Raw genomic sequence first — 17674 nt, 5'->3', positions numbered from 1 at the left:
AGGAATTGAGGTGTCCATTTTATGACCGATCAAAGGTTTGTTGTCGTTGATATTGAAACCACCGGGAATTCACCTAAAAAAGGTGATAAAATCATTCAAATAGCTGCGGTGGTCATTGAAAATGGACAAATTGTCGAACGGTATTCAAAATATGTGAACCCGGGAAAAGCAATCCCTGGATTTATTGAACAGCTGACAGGCATTCAGCAGCACATGGTTGACGATGCGGTGTTTTTTGAGGACATTGCCCAAGAGGTGTATGACCTCATACAGGGTGCTTATTTTGTTGCGCACAATGTTCATTTTGATTTGAATTTTTTAAATGATGAACTAAAAGCATGCGGGAAAAATGAGCTGGATGTGCTAGCAATTGATACAGTTGAGATTTCTAGAATTCTTTATCCTGAGCTTGAAGGTTATAAGCTCACTGAATTAAGTGAAGAGCTCATGCTTCCACATGACCACCCGCATAGGGCGGATAGTGATGCGGAAGTTACTGCCATGTTATTTTTAACTTTATTACATCAATTAAAACATACACCGCAAAATGTGCTGAAGCAGCTGCGCAGATTATCTTCTTATCTCCTAAGTGATATAGGGCTCTTAATTAAGCAGCTTGAAACGAGCCAAGCCAGCCTGGAAGATTCTTTGGTGGAAGTCGGCTCTTTTGCTGTAAAAGATGTCACCAATCCTATCAGTAGGGCGACACATTCAGTAGGTGAAGATGATGAAAAGCTGTTTGAGGAGATCAAAAAGAAACTTCCGCAAACGGTAGAAGGCTATGAGGTAAGAGAAGGCCAGCTTACGATGATGAATAAAGTGAGAGACGTGTTTCATGAACGAGCCTATGCATTAATTGAAGCGGCACCAGGTATTGGGAAAACGCTCGCTTACCTCATCCCAGCCGCTCTAGAAGCGAGGAAATCAGGAAAACCTGTCATTATTAGTACTTATTCCATCCTGTTGCAGCAGCAAATGTTTCAGCGCGATGTGCCGATGTTGAATCAACTGCTCCCGTTTGAGCCTGCTGCCTGTGTCTTTAAAGGCCGCGCGCATTATATTTGTTTAGATAAGTTTGAGCATGTGCTTCATGAGGAAGATGATAACTATGATGTGGTCTTAACGAAGGCGCAAATTTTAATGTGGCTCCTTGTAACGGAAACAGGTGATTTATCTGAACTGAATTTACCGTCAGGAGCCGCCAATATAAAAGACCGCATTTCCTGTGTACATATGCCGTTTACATCAAAAAAGCGCCGTTTTAAAGAGTATTGCTTTTATGAGCGCGCCAAAAAAAGAGCAAAAACAGCTGATTTAATTTTAACGAATCATCGTCTGCTTTTATCACAAACGGAGGCATCGTCTATCTTTCAGCATGCTGACGTATATGTGATAGACGAAGCCCATCAATTTGAGAAAACAGCCAATGAAACACTAGGGGATAGTGCGTCTTATATCCAGCTTCATGCGAAATTAACGCAGCTTGGCTCCTTGCAAGGCGGACTGTTAAAGAAACTGAAAAAGAGATTTCATCATGCAGGGTTACAGACGGACACATTTATTGAAATGGATGAGTATCTGAATCAGCTTCAAATGGAAAGTGATGCTTTCTTTAGCACCGTTCATTCATTTGTGAAAAGGACAAAACCAAAAGCTGACATCAATCGTCTCATTCATAGAGTACGTCATCATTCAAAGCATGCTCAGTGGAAACGGATTAAAGAAACGGCAAGTAAACTTTGTTCCTTGTTAATTGCTTGTGAGAAGCTGTATGAGCAGCAAAAAAACGAGCTTCTTCAAAAAAGTGAACAGCTGACAGAACACTTTGCCTTTGAAGCAGAGGAATACGACCAAGTCATGTCGTTTATGCATACTTTTTGCAGTACGCTTTACCGGTTTATCTTTGAACCGAAAAACGATGAAACGGTTTGGATTGAAATTGATGCAAAGGGCGCCAAAAACGCTGTCTTTATGCATGCACAGCCGTTAGATACTGGGGAGCTTTTGGCTGATCGTTTCTTTATGAACAAAAAGAGTGTCGTCCTTACATCAGGGACGCTTACGATCAATCACCGCTTTGATTATTGCTTGGAACGGTTTGGCCTGCAAGATTTTTACCCTCATCTTGTGCAAATTGATTCACCTTTCGAACTTGAAAAACAGCTCAAGGTCATTGTTCCGGCAGACATGCCGCCGATTACAAATCGTGATGAACGAGATTATGTAAAGCAAGCTGCGCAATATATTAAGATTATGGAAAAGCAGCAGCATGCAAAAATATTGGTTTTGTTTAATTCACATGAGATGTTAAAAGCAGTCTATGAAGAGCTAAAAACAGAAGGGATGCAGTCCGCCCTTTTTGCTCAAGGTCTGACAGGCGGAAGCCCCGTAAAATTAACGAAAATGTTCAAATTAGCAAAACAAGCTATTTTACTTGGTACGGGTAGCTTTTGGGAAGGTGTTGATTTTCCAGGCTCAGAGCTGACTACAGTCATCATGGCACGTCTTCCGTTCCGGCCGCCTGATTCTCCGCTCATTGAAGCAAAATGTGATGCAGCTAAAAAACAAGGGAAGAATCCATTTAAAGCCGTCGCTTTACCAGAAGCTGTGTTAACCTTTAAGCAAGGAGCTGGACGCTTGCTGCGCTCTGAAAAAGACATTGGCACATTGCTGATTTTAGACCGCCGAGTGAAAACCGCTTCATATGGAAAACTATTTTTAGAATCACTCCCTCATGCGCCAGTTCACGAGATGTCAAAAGAGTCACTTGAGGCGTATATAGAAAACCTTAACAACGAAAAGCCGCTGTCATAAGCGGCCTTTAGCTGGTGTGGGTTTGGAGTTAATTTATCGTAACGGTTTTTTGTGTTCCGTTGTAAAAATAGTATCGGTTCCCGTGCAGAAAAGTATGACTAACAATATTTACGTACCGAGGAGGAATTAGAAGTGGAAAGTAAAATAGAGGTACTTTCAACTGTTCAAATTAAGCATTCAGAAGACCTGTACAAAATCGTTGATGTATTGAACAGAACGCTTAAAAGAGAAGATCTCATGTTTGGATTAGCATTAGATCAAGAAGACCAAAATCAAGCGGTATTTACGATATATCGCACATAGGGGAAGCTTGACATGAAAAAAATAGTCTGGATTATTTCATCTGTAGTGGCTCTCGTTCTGCTCATTGGCATCATCAGCTTTACGTGGATTTATCAAATTGCCATGGGACAAAGAGAACAAGGGCATGAAGCAGCGATCGAACGAGCAAAAGAACAAGCAAACATCGTACAAGTGGAGCAAGTGGAAACCTTTGTCGGGAAAGAAAAGCAATTTATTGTTGAAGGGAAAAACAAACAGAATGAAACGACCTACGTTTGGGTTCCTGCCAGCAAAAAAGAAAAAGTGATCGCAAAAAAAGCAAAAGAAGGCATTACCTCGAATCAAGCAGTACAAGCCGTTCAAAAGGAGAACACGGTCTCTAAGCTAAAAGAAGTCAAATTAGCGAGAGAAGGTGACGTACTCCTTTGGGAAGTGACGTACTTAAATGAGAACAATCAATATAGCTTCAGCTATGTCGACTTTTCGACAGGACGTGTGGAAAAAAATTTAACACCGTAGTTTCTCCTGTCTTGCGTTGACCATGCTGATTTAGAACGGTTATAATAAAATGTATGAAAAAAGATTCACACCTGACAAATAGGTGAGTTTCTTTCTGGCTTTGGAGGGAATTATGTTGAAAACAACGATTAATCAAGTGTTCAAACACGTCGATCAAGAAGTAACCATCGGCGCATGGATTGCCAATAAACGTTCAAGCGGAAAAATTGCATTTTTGCAGTTGCGTGACGGGACAGGCTTTATTCAAGGAGTCGTAGTAAAAGCAGAAGTGGAAGAGGAAGTCTTTAAGCTTGCGAAATCAGTCACACAAGAAACATCTGTCTATGTGACAGGTCAAGTGACAAAAGATGAGCGTTCACCACTAGGTTTTGAATTACAAGTGAAATCCATTGAAGTGATTCATGAAGCGACAGATTACCCAATTACACCGAAAGAGCATGGAACAGAATTCTTAATGGATCACCGTCATTTATGGCTTCGTTCTAAAAAACAGCATGCCATTATGAAAATCCGTAACGAAATTATTCGTGCTACATATGAATACTTCCATCAAGAAGGTTTCGTGAAAGTAGATCCGCCAATTTTAACTGGAAGTGCACCTGAGGGCACAACGGAACTGTTTGCTACGAAATATTTTGATGAAGATGCGTACCTTTCTCAAAGTGGTCAGCTTTACATGGAAGCTGCAGCAATGGCACTCGGAAAAGTATTCTCATTTGGCCCAACATTTAGAGCAGAAAAATCTAAAACAAAACGTCATTTAATTGAGTTTTGGATGATCGAGCCTGAGATGGCTTTTGTCGAATTCAATGAAAACCTTGAGTATCAAGAAAATTATGTGTCTCATGTTGTTCAAAGTGTACTTGAAAACTGTAAAGTGGAGCTGCATACACTAGGTCGTGATACAGCGAAATTAGAAAACATCAAAGCACCATTCCCGCGCATCACTTACGATGAAGCGATTAAATTCTTGCAGGAAAAAGGCTTTGATGATATCGAATGGGGAGATGATTTCGGAGCGCCTCACGAAACAGCGATTGCCGAAAGCTATGATAAACCAGTGTTTATCACTCATTACCCAACATCATTAAAACCGTTCTATATGCAGCCAGCACCAGATCGTGAAGATGTTGTCCTTTGTGCAGACTTGATTGCACCAGAAGGCTACGGAGAGATTATTGGCGGTTCTGAGCGTGTTCATGATTTAGAGCTTCTTGAAGCAAGATTGAAAGAACATGGGCTTGATCAGGAAACTTACAAATGGTATACAGAATTAAGACAATACGGTTCTGTACCGCATTCAGGTTTTGGTCTTGGACTTGAACGTACAGTTGCTTGGATTAGTGGAGCGCCGCATGTGCGTGAAACCATTCCTTTCCCAAGATTATTAAACCGTTTATACCCTTAAGACGTGAAAGCCTCCAACAAATGGAGGCTTTTTCAAACGTCTTTTTAGGGAGGCACGTGAAATAAAACGTGATATACTTAAAATGAAGAGGTGTATCCGATGAATAGGCAGCAATTTATAAATATGCAGCAAATGGGGGCGACAAGTTTGCCTAATTTGCTGATTGCTCATTATGAGCAGTTAGGACTGAATGAATCACAGATGATGGTCATGCTCAAGATTAAAATGAATGAAGAACAAGGTGTTTTCTTTCAAACATTTGAAGAGCTTTCTCATGGAATGACCATATCAGCGGAAGAGTGCGCGTATATGGTGCAGCATCTGATTCAAAAAGGATTTATCTCAATTCAGCCATTTGAAGACAGGTCTGGTATTCAGCATGACCGTTACTCAGTAGAACCTTTATGGGGCGTGCTGTATGACTTTTTAGAAACAAAACAGGCGAAAGAAGCTCAAAAACAACATGTGCAGGCAGAAAAATCTTTATATGCTTTATTTGAAGATGAATTCGGCAGACCGCTGTCTCCTCTTGAAGGAGAAACACTTTCGATCTGGATGGATCAAGACCATCATGATGCTGAAATGATTCGGCTAGCGCTAAGAGAAGCCGTTTTATCAGGGAAATTAAATTTCCGTTATATTGATCGAATTTTATTTGAGTGGAAAAAGAAAGGGCTGAAAACAGCGGAAGAAGCAAAAGAGCATAGCCAGCATTTCCGTTCTCAGCAGAAAACGCCACCTTCAAAAGAAGAGACGGGTACTTATAAACGACAAGTTCCTTTTTATAATTGGCTGGAACAATAACCAATAAAGGAGAAGGCATGTTATCAAAAAAACAAATCAATGAGTGTTTAGATATTATAGGAGATATGTTTCCAGAGGCTGAGTGTGAGCTTGTTCATGCCAATCCATTTGAGCTTGTGATTGCTGTTGCGCTCTCTGCTCAGTGTACAGACGTGCTTGTAAATAAAGTCACCAAAACGTTATTTCAAAAATATAAAACACCAGAAGACTATTTAAGTGTACCGCTTGAAGAACTGCAGCAAGATATTCGCTCGATTGGTCTTTATCGAAATAAGGCTAAAAACATTCAAAAGTTGAGCAAAATGCTGATTGAAGAATATGGCGGTGAAGTACCAAAGGACAGGGATGAGCTTGTCAAGCTTCCTGGGGTTGGCCGGAAAACAGCAAATGTCGTCGTTTCAGTCGCTTTTGGAGTACCGGCAATAGCAGTAGATACACATGTAGAACGAGTCAGCAAGCGTCTAGGCATCTGCCGCTGGAAGGATTCTGTGCTTGAAGTAGAGCAAACCTTGATGAAAAAGGTGCCAAAAGAAGATTGGTCTGTGACGCATCACCGCCTGATCTTTTTTGGGAGATATCATTGTAAGGCGCAGCGGCCGCAGTGCGAATCGTGTCCGCTTCTTGATATGTGCAGGGAAGGGCAGAAGAGGCTGAAAAAAGGACTGGTGAAGCTCGCATGAGCGGGGCAGCTGTTTTCACCTCATATGTCGAAAAGCTAAAAGAGAAAAAGGTAGAGATTAAAGGTGATCGAGTAGATATACTGAGAGCCAACCCGCTCGCATATGATCTATCTTCGGAACCTTTAACAGACGAGCTTCCATGGCAGGAAACAGAAGAATTTGTTCCTGTCATGTTCGAACTGTGGAACGAATTAAAAGAAAAAATGCTTCCTCGTTTCCAAACAAGGAAATCTCGCTGTGATGAAGATGATATGCTGCAAGGAATCGTCAGTATGATTGCGATGTTTTACTGGATCAAAGGGGAGAGTGTCCAAACCTTTGAATGGGAACTTATCAAGCAAGAGACATTTCCTGTTGTTCCGATTAATTGGACGGAACGTTTAGAGTTCATTTTGTTAAAACCTACTCAATATCACTGCTTTATTCAATTGGACGAGCTATACACGGAATTAAAAAAGCAGTATGGAAAATATGAAGCACTTAAGAAAATCAGACAGCAGCGTTAAAAAAAGCACTTGCCTCCTATGGCAAGTGCTTTTTCATTATTCATCTTCTTTACGAGAAGTAGAATTTGATGGCGAATTGGAACTTTGAGAGTTGGCTTTCGCATCATCTTTCTTTTTATCTTTATGATCAGTTTGTGAGTTGCTGTTCCCATTTGTACTGTCTGAGCCATCATCTGAAGAACCATTATTTCCGTTTTCGGTATTTCCGCCTTGGTCTTTATCCTTATCCTTATCTTGATCTTTTTTGTCATCAGGCTTTTGCTCATCAGTGCCAGGGGGCTGATTTTTGTTATCGTCTGTTTGGTCTGTCTGCTCGTCGTCAGGCTGCTGCGGTTCTTCTTCTTCTTTATTCTCATCATCCGCTTTTTCTTCTTCATCAGCGTCATCCTTAATGGTGAGGAAGGTAGAAGCCGCTTTACTTGTGACATCCTCTACAGTGGCTGTCACTTGGAATTTATATGTGGAGCCAGGCTTCACATCAGAGATGACCGCTTCTTTAGCAGAGCTGTTTTGAATCTCTTTATAGCCGCCATTATCAACCGCTTGCTTGACATTAAATGTAGCATCAGCGTCGTCAGAATAGCCCCAAGTCAGTGTAATGGATTTTTTCTCTTCATCATACACCGCTTTTAAGTCAGAAGGCTTATCGGCTTCTTTTTTCTCATATGTGTCAGACACTTTGGTTGGAACTGTTCCTTTAACAAAGTATTCTGTTGTCTTCTTGTCACTTGGTGTATTCGGTCCGGCTAATTTTGCTGGATCTGAACCTTTTTCAACCGTAGCTTCGACGACACTGTCTGGTTTTTCAAATGAGCCGCTTCCATCATCAATTTGAGAAATTAATCGCTGGAAGACGATTTTGGCAACACGCTGCTCGTATTCAGTCAGCCACATTTTACCGTCTGCATCTTTTGAATTACCGATTCCAGTCCATACGGCTGCTGTATATTGCGGCGTATAACCGACAAACCAAGAATCTTTCGCACCGCCAGAAGGGATATTGTATTTATTAATATCATCTTGTCTGAAGTTCGTTGTACCGGTTTTACCAGCTACTTGAACGTTCGGTACTTGTGCAAGTGTACCAGTTCCAGATTGAACAGCAGTTTTCAGCATGTCTGTGATCATAAATGCTGTGTAATCACTCATCGCTGCTTTCGAGTCCGGCGTAAGGTCAAGCTTTGTCCCGTCATTAAATTCAACAGATGTGACAGCGTGCGGTTCGTTATAGTATCCGTTATTACCGAATGCACTAAATGCTCCAGCCATTTTTAATGAAGACACACCATCTTCAAATCCACCAATTGAATAAGATTCTGGAATATCAGAAGGTAAGTCCATGCCTAAATTATTCGCAAATTGCGCGGCATTCGCTGAACCAGCTTCTTGGAATGCTTTGAGTGCAGGGATGTTACGTGATTGTGCCAAAGCACTTCTCATCGACATTTTCCCTAAATGTCTTCTATCAAAGTTGTTAATTGGTGTCCCATCTGAGTACGTATATGGTGCATCATCGATTTGCTGATATGTTGACCATTTTTTGTTTTCAATGACTGGGCCGTAATCTAAGATCGGTTTAATTGTGGACCCTGGCTGGCGTTTTGCATCTGTCGCATAGTTAAAGCCGCCGGCTGGTACATCACGTCCACCGCCAATGGCGCGTATTTCACCATTTTTCGTATCAAGCAGGGTGACACCCGCCTGCATACCTTTCGTAAATCCAACTGAATCTCCATTGATGATATCATCTAGGTGATCCTGTGCTTTTCGATCAAGTGATGTATAGATTTTTAATCCATCGGTTGATGCATCCACTTTAGCTTTTTTCTGTACTTCTTCCATCACTTCTTCAATGTAGGCAGAGTACTTACTAGAGTTTTGGCTCTTATATTTACTAGCTGAAACAACTGTTTTGCTGACAGGGGTTGCTTTTGCAACGTCATAATCTTTTTCAGAAATATAGCCTTGTTTTTTCATAAGGCTTAAAACGATATTACGGCGTTTTTCCGCTGCCTCTGGGTGTTTCACTGGGTTATAGGCAGAAGGACTCTGCGGCATACCTGCAAGAGTGGCAGCCTGTGCAACGGTTAGTTTATTTAAATCTGTGACTCCGAAAAATTGTTCAGCTGCTTTCCCAACACCATAAGCATAAGGAGAGAAGAAAATACGGTTTAAATACATTTCCAAAATTTCATCTTTAGAGTATTTTTGCTCAAGCTGAATCGAGAGCCATACTTCCTGTACTTTCCGTTTTAACGTCTTTTGATTGCTCAGGAGGGAGTTTTTCACAACCTGCTGTGTAATTGTACTTCCGCCTTCAGCGCCAAAGCCGTCCTCAACGTTTGCTACAAGGGCACCGCCAATACGGATTGGGTCAATCCCGTGGTGCTTATAAAAACGTGCATCTTCAGTCGCAATAAATGCGTCTTTTACAACATCGGGTATATCTTTTATCGAGACATACGTTCTTTTTTCTGCACCAACTTCTGCAAACACTTTCTTGTCTTTATCATAAAGTTTTGAAGAGTATGGTGTTTTAAGCTTACTATCATCAATAGAAGGAGCGCTTGATGCAAAAACGGCAAAAGTTGTGATTCCGGCAACTAAACAAAGTAGACCGATCACGAGTAAAGATAAAAATATTTTTTTAAATAGACCTGCTTTCTTTTTGCCTTTTTTGTTCTTTTGCTTCTTATTGTTTTCTTGACTTGCTTTACGTCGCTGCTCACGACTTGTAAATTGATCAGACATCACATCTCAACCTTTCGTGTTAAACCTTTTTCGAACGTAATTGCTGCTTGCTTTCATCCGAAAAATGAAGTGTCTCCACTACTTTAATATAATCAATTCTTGGCGAATATCCAAGTGTCATTATGTGGCCAGCTTCCATTAATTCGTCTTTGCTAATGGATTTACGGCCGTTTTGCTTCTGCCGCTCCCAGAAGAAAAAGAGATCTGAAGCGGGCAAATAATAAACGGAGCCAAAAGCGGATATAATAACGAAACAAATGCCGCCTTGTTTTTCAACCTGTTTCATATGCTCAATTTGATGGTCGTGGAAATTTTTGAGCGGAAACGAGGTAGTGCTTTTGGTTTCCTTTGCTTCAAAATCGATATAGCGGCCTTTGTACACCCCGTTATAGTCTGTTGTGGAGGATTGTTTAAAATAGGCTTCTTTAATGACAGCAGCACTTCTTTTTGGATAATCCACATTCACAATTTGAACTGGGGTAGGCTTTTTATGAATGACTGCGATCCCGTTGACCAAATAGTATTGGTTCGTTTCATTTAAATCAGCCTCAAGCGTCATCCCGCGGTTACTATAAGAGGATTCGCCGCTGATTCTTTTTTTTGTCCCAATTTGTTGAATGGGCTGATACGATTTTCCGTTTGGATACCGAATCATCAAGTTTCAGCCTCCTTTTAATGCATTTTGTATTGGAGAGATCACCATGTTGTCCCAAGAAGAGCACATCATCACTCAGCAAATTTTGCGTGAAACGAAAGCAAAAAATAAAGACAACCTGACGAGGACAAATGCTTACAAGCGGTTTTATGACCGGCATCCAGAGATGAAATGGTCGCTGCTCGCTTCCTTTGTCTCAAGAAATGCAGGGTGGTCCATGACAGATTTAAAGGGCGAACTCTTCCATCCAGGTTTAACGGATCAGCAGGGGCACCTTTTTTTCACAGCATATGAAAGAGCGAATTGGCTGATCTTTTCGGATGCTTATCCTCAGCTTCTTTTGTATGAATGGTCTAAGAGATGCAGTCAACCTTTGTTTCATCTGCTGCCTTATTTTTCCGTGTCTCGTTTTATGAGCGCTGAGTGGGAACATTTTTGGCTAAAGCGTGACACAGAGCGTCTGCTTTATGCACTCATCATAAATGAACAATATACTATACAATCTCCTATTATACAAAATCCTCTTCTGAAAAAGAATGTTTTTCACTCGATTCAATATCTTTTCAGCGAGTGGGGACATTTCCAAACCGTTGTTTTTCCAACGGTGGACGGGCATTTGTACGGCTTAACCATACGGAAGTTTTCCAATGTAAAGGAACGCATTACATTAGGTAAAAAACTAGCGAAACTATTATTTCGAGCCGATTTGTTTTCGGATTTTTATCATTTTTTGCATACCGTTCCGCATACTGGGTCTCGGTTTGATTTTGAACCGTTTTTAGGGATCGCTAGAAGGTCAACACCTTTTCTTCGGACGGTTTATCCGGTGATGACACATTCATTAGACGATCAAAGGGAAGATTGGTTTCAAAAGAAATTGAGTCCATCTTTATTTGAGGCAGAGCCGCTGCCAAAGCAGATTGAGCTGACGGACTGGTATTTTCATAAAAAAAGACAGCTTCGTTTTCTTTTCTCATTAGAGCACTATTTTTTGCATAAATAAAAAGCAGGGGGTGCCTGCTTTTTTTTACGTAGATGGACGATTAGGACCGCCGAGCTTTTTATCAAGCTGATCTGTACTGTTTTCTTTCCCTTTTGGATTTTGCTCTTTTGGTGCTGGCTTCTTTTTCATGAAATCTACCTCCTTTTGTCCTTAGAATTTACACAATCGGACGCAATCATACAAAGAAGGACAAGCATCTGTCGAAAAGGAAGAAATAGCGCTTATCTACACTTAGATTGGCGATTTGCTTCTAGTTTTGTCATGTGTGAAGGAGGGTGAGAAAGAAAAGAGAATGTAACGAGAGACGATAAAGGAGGAATCTGATGATGAGCGAATTTGTATCAAAAGAATCCATTATGCAGTTGTTAGAGGAAATCGAGCGAAAAATTGATGCGGTGGAAGCAGAGCTGTCTCTTGCTGTGAATCAGACAAAACGTGCAGCAATAGAAGAGCAAGAACAAATCATTGACCGGCTTGAATCAGAAGTAAAGGACTGTGAAGTGAAGCTTCATGCAGCCGAGTATAAACTGGCGGCAAGACCGGCATATCACGCCGGATAGCTTTTCTATTTGAGCAATAGGTAAACGTTTGATAGGATGGTTCATAGAGGTGAACACTTTGGATAATCAAACATTACTTGAACATACACAAAACTTGAGAATATGGATCGAAAAAGCGTATGAGCAGTACCAAAAGGGAAAGGCTGAAGAGGAGTACCCATCGTATGATTTTTATACGGATATTCAGCCGGCTGTTAATACATTTGATCAGAAAATGGAAGAGTGGCTCACCGCAGCTATCTCCTTTGTTCAACAGGTCAAACCTAGATATTTACACCAAGAACAGCTTGAAGCCGTAAAAGAAAATGGTAAAGAGGTTGTCCTGCAATCTTATTTTGGCAAACAGCACGCACCCCGTGTAAAAAATTTAGTTGAGTCAGTGGTTTACACACTGAACCTTTTAATAGAAGAAATCAAACAGCGCAGCTAAAGACATAATGCTGCGTTTTTCTTATGACTTCTTTAGGCACATCTTCTGCTTTTGATCATAATATATGAGTGACATCAATATGTGTTGAGAGCGAGAGGAGCGAGATAGATGTTCCCTTATTCAAACCAGCAGCCTTATGAATTCAATCAATTCAAGCAAAGGCCTTTTCCGTATTCAGAGATGCAGCAGCAGCCTCCGCAGCCTCCAGACTATTTCATGCCGCCATATCAAGGTGGAATGAACCAGGCACCATCTACTGTTTATCAGCCGCCTTATGGATACCAAGAAAATGTGCCGCCTATGCAGCCGCCTGAAGCGATGAATCCACCCCAAATGCAGCCGCCAGGTATGATGCCCATGCAGCAGCCTATGAACCCATATCCTTTGCCAAGACCGCAAAAACAGCAGCCTTCTCAGTTTAAAAGTGTGCTGTCGCAATTCAAAAAGACGAATGGGCAATACGATTTTAACAAAATGTTTGATACAGCTGGTCAAATGATGAGTACAATGAATCAAGTAGGCTCATTGGCGAAAGGATTTACAAGCATTTTTAAAGCATAGTTAAAACCCAATAGATCGATCTATTGGGTTGTTTGCTTTGGCGCAGATACACAAAGCGATTGATCTTTCCACACACTTTGCATTTTCGTTTCATCTATTTTTGCCGGCATTAAAATGGTTTTGGTAAAGCTTGAATACGAGGAAGTCGTATCCGTTTTGATTTTTTCCTGCACTGATAAGTGTAAATATTGGGCTTTTACTTCTAACGCAATGTCACCTTCGACAAAATGGTCTGGAAATTGAATCTCGATATAGACATTCTGTTCATCCTCTGTCACATCAGTCGTAATTGATGCAAGTGATTGCGATGTGGTCATGAGTGCCTCCGCACTATTTAATATCTCGTGAAACGGGGAGGATGCAAAAAATTGTTCAATCGCTTCATATAGCATATCTTCATTTGCCAGCAATTCATGTTTGTTTTCGCCATCTTGTTTCATTCGAATCACCTCTCATCTACAGCCTATGCAGAAAGGGCTCAGGCGGTTATCAATTGATGAGAGGAAAAAATTATGATTAAATAGTGTTGAATGAAGCAAGGTGTATAGGCGTAAAGTTTCTTACACTAAATAGATTTAGGAAGCAAAGCTTGAAGGGAGCAAATTGACATTGCTGAAAAAATTATTCGGTTTCGGAAAAAACCAAGATGATGTAAAGGAAGAAGTCATTTATTCTCCAGTTGATGGAGAGTTAATGGATATGACTGATGTACCAGATCCCGTCTTTTCTCAAAAGATGATGGGAGACGGCGTAGCAGTAAAACCAAAAAGTGGGACGATTGTGTCACCAGTAGAGGGTGAAATCATTCAGCTCTTCCATACAAAACATGCAATTGGCATTCGAACACTCTCGGGGCTTGAGCTTCTGATTCATATCGGACTTGAAACAGTTGGGTTAAATGGTGAAGGATTTGAAGCGCACATTAAAGAAGGGGATAAAGTGAAAATCGGTGACCCTCTCATTACGTGTGATTTAGAACTGATTGAAGAGAAAGCATCAAGTACAGTGACACCGATTGTGATTATGAATGGTGACCTAGTCGAACGACTTGATAAAGAACCAAAAGGCTCTGTAGAAAAGCAGATGTCCAAGCTCTTTACAGTGAAAATGAAATAATTCATGAATAGAAAAAACTACCCGTTAATAGGGTAGTTTTTTTATTGAGGATATTAATCCTCCATTGGAACCCAGCCTTGACTCGCTTCCATGACAGACCACAATCCTTCTGGAATGAGATACTTGTCTTTTTGGCTGCGTTTAATGACGGTTTCAATCTCTTGTTCTCTGCCTTCTTTAATCTTTTTAGCCCAATCTGGGTCGACGATCAGCTCTCGTGCGACTGCAATAAGAGGAATCCCTTGATTGTAAGCATGGAGAGCATCTTCAGCTGTAATGACGCTGCCTACTCCAATAAGCGGAAGAGTTTCGCCGCAGCGTTCTTTTAGCAGTTCCATACGTGTTTTATTAGAATCTGCGCCTCGTCTTGCTTTAGAGCCAATCTCCATTAAAGAGATATGCAAATAATCGAGGTTTTTTGTTTTGAGAACATCCACTAATGTAAACGTCTCTGTCATTGTTAAACCAGGTGTTTCAGGTTCTTCAGGAGATAACCGGTATCCAAAGATAAACGGTTTAGCCGCATGTTCTTTGATGGCCTCTTTGACTGCATCTACAACAGCAATAGGGAAAGCTAGACGTTTTTCTTCATTTCCTCCCCATTGGTCTGTACGTTGATTGCTATGTGGTGAGTAAAATTGCTGTAATAAATAACCGTTTGCTCCGTGAATTTCCACGCCGTCAAACCCTGCTTGAATCGCTCGTCTTGCCGCTTCTTTAAAGGAGTCGATAATATGAGTAATTTCCTCTTCTTTTAAAGCGCGTGCAATTTGTTTTCCATCTTTGAACACATCACTTGGCGCAACCACATCACCGTTTGGAACTAAATGAGGGAGAGCCTGAGAGCCGCCGTGATGGATTTGGATAATGGCTTTTGTTCCTTTTGCCTGGATTGCTGAAGCCAGTTTTTTCAGGCCAGGGATATCTTCATCTCTTGCAATAGAAGGCTGTCCTTCAAATGCCTTCCCATCTGGAGTCACGTTCGCACATGCTGTAATCACCATACCCATTTCACTTGATCTAGCTGTAATGAAATCAATTTCGTCTTTTGAAATGGTGCCATCGTCATGAGAACCAAAGTGTGTCATTGGAGCAACCACTAACCTACCATCAATAGAGGCACCTCCAGGAAACGTAAATGGTTCAAATAAAGGCTTAAATTCGTTTTTCACTCTGATCATCTTCTTCCTTGATAAAATCATTTCACTATAGAAGTGTAATGGATACTGTTACAACAGTTCAAAGTATTTGCTCATAACTCCAACATCAAAAAATTGCCGCCTAGTCATGCAAACAAATATTCGGTACACTAGAATGAGAGGTGGACGCAATATGAAAAAGAAAACAATGAACGAACTGATAGAAGAATTAAAGAAAGACGAACAGGTAGAGCATTGGCATGAAATTGAAGCAAAGCCTGCACAGACCTCTCCCGTTCCTGAAAGAGTGGACGACAGGCTAAAAAAGGCGCTTGAAAAACGAGGCGTGAAAGAACTGTACATTCATCAAAAAGAAGCCTTTGAACGAGTAATGGATGGTGAGCATGTAGTGACTGTTACACCAACAGCTTCAGGTAAAACGCTTTGCTACAATCTGCCTGTTCTTCAGTCGATTGCAGAAGACCAGACAAACCGCTCTCTTTATTTATTCCCAACAAAAGCGCTCGCGCAGGATCAAAAGAGTGAACTTAACGAGATCATCCACGAGATGGATGTTCCGATTCATAGTGAAACATATGACGGGGACACCTCACCAGCCATTCGGCAGCGAGTGAGACAAGCAGGACATATTGTCATCACAAACCCAGATATGCTGCATTCAGCCATTTTGCCTCATCATACGAAATGGGTCAGCTTGTTTGAGAATTTGAAGTATATTGTCATTGATGAGCTTCATACATATCGAGGTGTGTTTGGCAGTCATGTGGCTAATGTGATTCGCAGGCTAAAGCGAATTTGTGCATTTTACGGAAGTGATCCGGTGTTTATTTGCACTTCAGCAACGATTGCGAATCCAAAAGAGCTGGCGCAGCAGCTCACAGGGAGCAAGGTGCATCTTATTGAACGAAACGGAGCGCCTAGCGGTAAAAAGAATTTTGTGTTTTATAACCCGCCAGTGGTGAATAAACCATTAAATATTAGACAAAGCGCTGCCACTGTCGTCAACCAATTGGCTAAAACATTTTTAAAAGAAAAAATTCAAACGATCGTTTTTGCTAGAAGCAGAGTACGAGTAGAAGTGATTTTAAGTCACATTCAAGAGCTTGTGAAAAAGGAAATCGGTCCAAAATCGATTCGCGGGTATCGTGGAGGGTATTTGCCAAAAGAGCGGCGCGTGATTGAAAAAGGGTTAAGAGAAGGAGACATTTTAGGTGTCGTCAGCACGAACGCCCTAGAATTAGGGGTAGATATAGGTCAGTTAAAGATATGCATTATGACGGGGTATCCTGGCAGTGTAGCGAGTACATGGCAGCAGGCAGGACGTGCTGGAAGGCGTCATGAGGAGGCGCTTATTATCATGGTGGCAAGCTCCTCACCCCTTGATCAATATATTGTCAGACACCCTGAATATTTCTTTAATAGACCGCCTGAAGCAGCCAGAATCAATCCTGAAAATCTCATTATTTTAGTGGATCATCTAAAATGTGCTTCCTACGAGCTGCCATTTCGGACGGATGAACAGTTTGGCGACATGGAAGTAGAAGATATTTTGCAATACTTACACGAAGAAGGAGTTCTTCATTTTAGCGGGAACCGGTATTATTGGTCAGATCAATCGTTCCCAGCGCATGGCATCAGCCTGCGGTCTGCGAGCCAGGAAAATGTAGTGATTGTGGATCAATCAGATGTAGCGAATGTCCGAATTATTGGAGAGATGGATCGATTCAGTGCGATGACACTGCTGCATGATGAAGCGATTTATTTACATGAAGGGGTTCAGTATCAAGTAGAAAAGCTAGATTACGAGCATCTGAAGGCTTATGTGAAACAAGTGGATGTAGAATACTATACAGATGCTAATTTAGCTGTTCAGCTCAAGGTGCTTGAAATCGATCAGACAACAGAGAAAGAAGCGGTATCTGTTCACTACGGTGATGTCACTGTCAACGCAATGCCAACAATTTTTAAAAAAATTCGGCTCAGCACTGGTGAAAATATCGGCTCTGGTCCGATTCACTTACCTGAAGAAGAAATTCATACGAGTGCGGCCTGGTTTGAATTACATGAAGCAGAGCGGAGATTTGAAGAGAAAACACTTGAACAGCTGCTGCTCGGCATCGCAAATGTTCTTCAGCACATTGTACCAGCCTTTGTGATGTGTGACCGTTCAGATATTCATGTTGTTTCACAAATTAAAGCGGCACATACCGGTAAACCGACAGTCTTTTTATATGACCACTACCCTGGCGGAATTGGCTTAAGCAAAGAGGTCCAAGCTCGTTTCGATGAAATAGCAGGTGCAGCCATTCAACTGATAGAGTGGTGCCGCTGTGAGAACGGCTGTCCATCCTGCATTGGCATGGAAATGAAAGAAGTGAGCGGAAAAAGCAGCATTGTTGAATTGATGTCTGTATTTTAAGGGGAA

General features: G+C 41.3%; 18 protein-coding genes. 13 read left to right on the top strand and 5 right to left on the bottom strand.

Features of this window, described 5'->3' with window-relative positions:
* Positions 1 to 21 precede the first annotated feature (21 nt).
* The 7 genes from dinG (at position 22) to NST59_RS10100 (ending at position 7013) form a co-directional block, all read left to right on the top strand.
* The gene (gene dinG / locus NST59_RS10130) at positions 22 to 2814 is read left to right on the top strand and encodes an ATP-dependent DNA helicase DinG (RefSeq protein ID WP_064497520.1); all 2793 of its coding nucleotides are present in this window, start codon (positions 22 to 24) and stop codon (positions 2812 to 2814) included.
* Between the two features lie 132 nt (positions 2815 to 2946).
* The gene (locus NST59_RS10125) at positions 2947 to 3117 is read left to right on the top strand and encodes a YpmA family protein (RefSeq protein WP_064497519.1); all 171 of its coding nucleotides are present in this window, start codon (positions 2947 to 2949) and stop codon (positions 3115 to 3117) included.
* 12 nt (positions 3118 to 3129) lie between these two features.
* Positions 3130 to 3615: a cell wall elongation/penicillin-binding protein regulator TseB gene (gene tseB / locus NST59_RS10120; RefSeq protein ID WP_039179489.1), complete on the top strand. Its 486-nt coding sequence runs from the start codon at positions 3130 to 3132 to the stop codon at positions 3613 to 3615.
* A 115-nt stretch (positions 3616 to 3730) separates the two neighbouring features.
* Positions 3731 to 5023: an asparagine--tRNA ligase gene (gene asnS, locus NST59_RS10115; RefSeq protein ID WP_087975939.1), complete on the top strand. Its 1293-nt coding sequence runs from the start codon at positions 3731 to 3733 to the stop codon at positions 5021 to 5023.
* Positions 5024 to 5122: 99 nt separating this feature from the next.
* Entirely contained in the window at positions 5123 to 5827 is a 705-nt protein-coding gene (locus NST59_RS10110; protein ID WP_041085852.1) for a DnaD domain-containing protein, read from the top strand.
* 17 nt (positions 5828 to 5844) lie between these two features.
* On the top strand, positions 5845 to 6507 hold the full coding sequence (nth, locus tag NST59_RS10105) for an endonuclease III (protein WP_024422776.1): 663 nt from the start codon (positions 5845 to 5847) through the stop codon (positions 6505 to 6507).
* Positions 6504 to 7013 (top strand): YpoC family protein, encoded by a 510-nt coding sequence (locus NST59_RS10100; RefSeq protein WP_064497516.1) that lies wholly within the window; start codon positions 6504 to 6506, stop codon positions 7011 to 7013. Before nth ends, NST59_RS10100 begins: the two co-directional genes overlap by 4 nt.
* Before the next feature lie 36 nt (positions 7014 to 7049).
* Here NST59_RS10100 and NST59_RS10095 read toward each other — a convergent pair whose 3' ends face one another.
* Both NST59_RS10095 and recU read right to left on the bottom strand, forming a co-directional pair.
* Entirely contained in the window at positions 7050 to 9764 is a 2715-nt protein-coding gene (locus NST59_RS10095) for a PBP1A family penicillin-binding protein (RefSeq protein ID WP_064497515.1), read from the bottom strand.
* Between the two features lie 19 nt (positions 9765 to 9783).
* Positions 9784 to 10419: a Holliday junction resolvase RecU gene (gene recU / locus NST59_RS10090; protein ID WP_058837936.1), complete on the bottom strand. Its 636-nt coding sequence runs from the start codon at positions 10417 to 10419 to the stop codon at positions 9784 to 9786.
* A 46-nt stretch (positions 10420 to 10465) separates the two neighbouring features.
* Here recU and NST59_RS10085 point away from each other — a divergent pair, with 46 nt between their 5' ends.
* A complete protein-coding gene (locus NST59_RS10085; protein WP_039179474.1) occupies positions 10466 to 11422 on the top strand; it encodes a DUF2515 domain-containing protein in 957 nt (318 codons plus the stop codon).
* Between the two features lie 24 nt (positions 11423 to 11446).
* Here NST59_RS10085 and sspM read toward each other — a convergent pair whose 3' ends face one another.
* Positions 11447 to 11551 carry an acid-soluble spore protein SspM gene (gene sspM, locus NST59_RS10080; protein WP_039179471.1) on the bottom strand — a complete coding sequence of 35 codons (105 nt, stop codon included), beginning with the start codon at positions 11549 to 11551 and terminating at the stop codon, positions 11447 to 11449.
* A 197-nt stretch (positions 11552 to 11748) separates the two neighbouring features.
* Here sspM and NST59_RS10075 point away from each other — a divergent pair, with 197 nt between their 5' ends.
* The 3 genes from NST59_RS10075 to NST59_RS10065 all read left to right on the top strand — a co-directional run bounded on the left by NST59_RS10075 (position 11749) and on the right by NST59_RS10065 (position 12973).
* Complete coding sequence (locus NST59_RS10075) at positions 11749 to 11982, top strand: DUF5446 family protein (protein WP_224928722.1); 234 nt, start codon at positions 11749 to 11751, stop codon at positions 11980 to 11982.
* A 49-nt stretch (positions 11983 to 12031) separates the two neighbouring features.
* A complete protein-coding gene (locus tag NST59_RS10070) occupies positions 12032 to 12412 on the top strand; it encodes a YppE family protein (RefSeq protein ID WP_235354764.1) in 381 nt (126 codons plus the stop codon).
* Between the two features lie 108 nt (positions 12413 to 12520).
* A complete protein-coding gene (locus tag NST59_RS10065; protein WP_039179462.1) occupies positions 12521 to 12973 on the top strand; it encodes a YppG family protein in 453 nt (150 codons plus the stop codon).
* 20 nt (positions 12974 to 12993) lie between these two features.
* Here the strand turns inward: NST59_RS10065 and NST59_RS10060 are convergent, their stop codons facing one another.
* Positions 12994 to 13413: an Hsp20/alpha crystallin family protein gene (locus tag NST59_RS10060; RefSeq protein WP_247544552.1), complete on the bottom strand. Its 420-nt coding sequence runs from the start codon at positions 13411 to 13413 to the stop codon at positions 12994 to 12996.
* A gap of 169 nt (positions 13414 to 13582) precedes the next feature.
* On the opposite strand from NST59_RS10060, the gene NST59_RS10055 reads away from it, so the two are divergent.
* Positions 13583 to 14089 carry a PTS sugar transporter subunit IIA gene (locus NST59_RS10055; RefSeq protein ID WP_039183169.1) on the top strand — a complete coding sequence of 169 codons (507 nt, stop codon included), beginning with the start codon at positions 13583 to 13585 and terminating at the stop codon, positions 14087 to 14089.
* 53 nt (positions 14090 to 14142) lie between these two features.
* On the opposite strand, the gene NST59_RS10050 is transcribed toward NST59_RS10055, so the two are convergent.
* Positions 14143 to 15261, bottom strand: a complete 1119-nt coding sequence (locus tag NST59_RS10050; protein ID WP_341040591.1) for an NADH-dependent flavin oxidoreductase — start codon at positions 15259 to 15261, stop codon at positions 14143 to 14145.
* A gap of 160 nt (positions 15262 to 15421) precedes the next feature.
* On the opposite strand from NST59_RS10050, the gene NST59_RS10045 reads away from it, so the two are divergent.
* Positions 15422 to 17668 (top strand): DEAD/DEAH box helicase, encoded by a 2247-nt coding sequence (locus NST59_RS10045; protein ID WP_341040590.1) that lies wholly within the window; start codon positions 15422 to 15424, stop codon positions 17666 to 17668.
* The last annotated feature ends 6 nt before the right edge of the window (positions 17669 to 17674 follow it).

Origin of the sequence: Bacillus sp. FSL R5-0439 (assembly GCF_038008805.1) — a bacterium.
Taxonomy (GTDB): domain Bacteria; phylum Bacillota; class Bacilli; order Bacillales; family Bacillaceae; genus Bacillus; species Bacillus safensis.
This window is presented reverse-complemented; position numbering and strand designations above follow the sequence as displayed.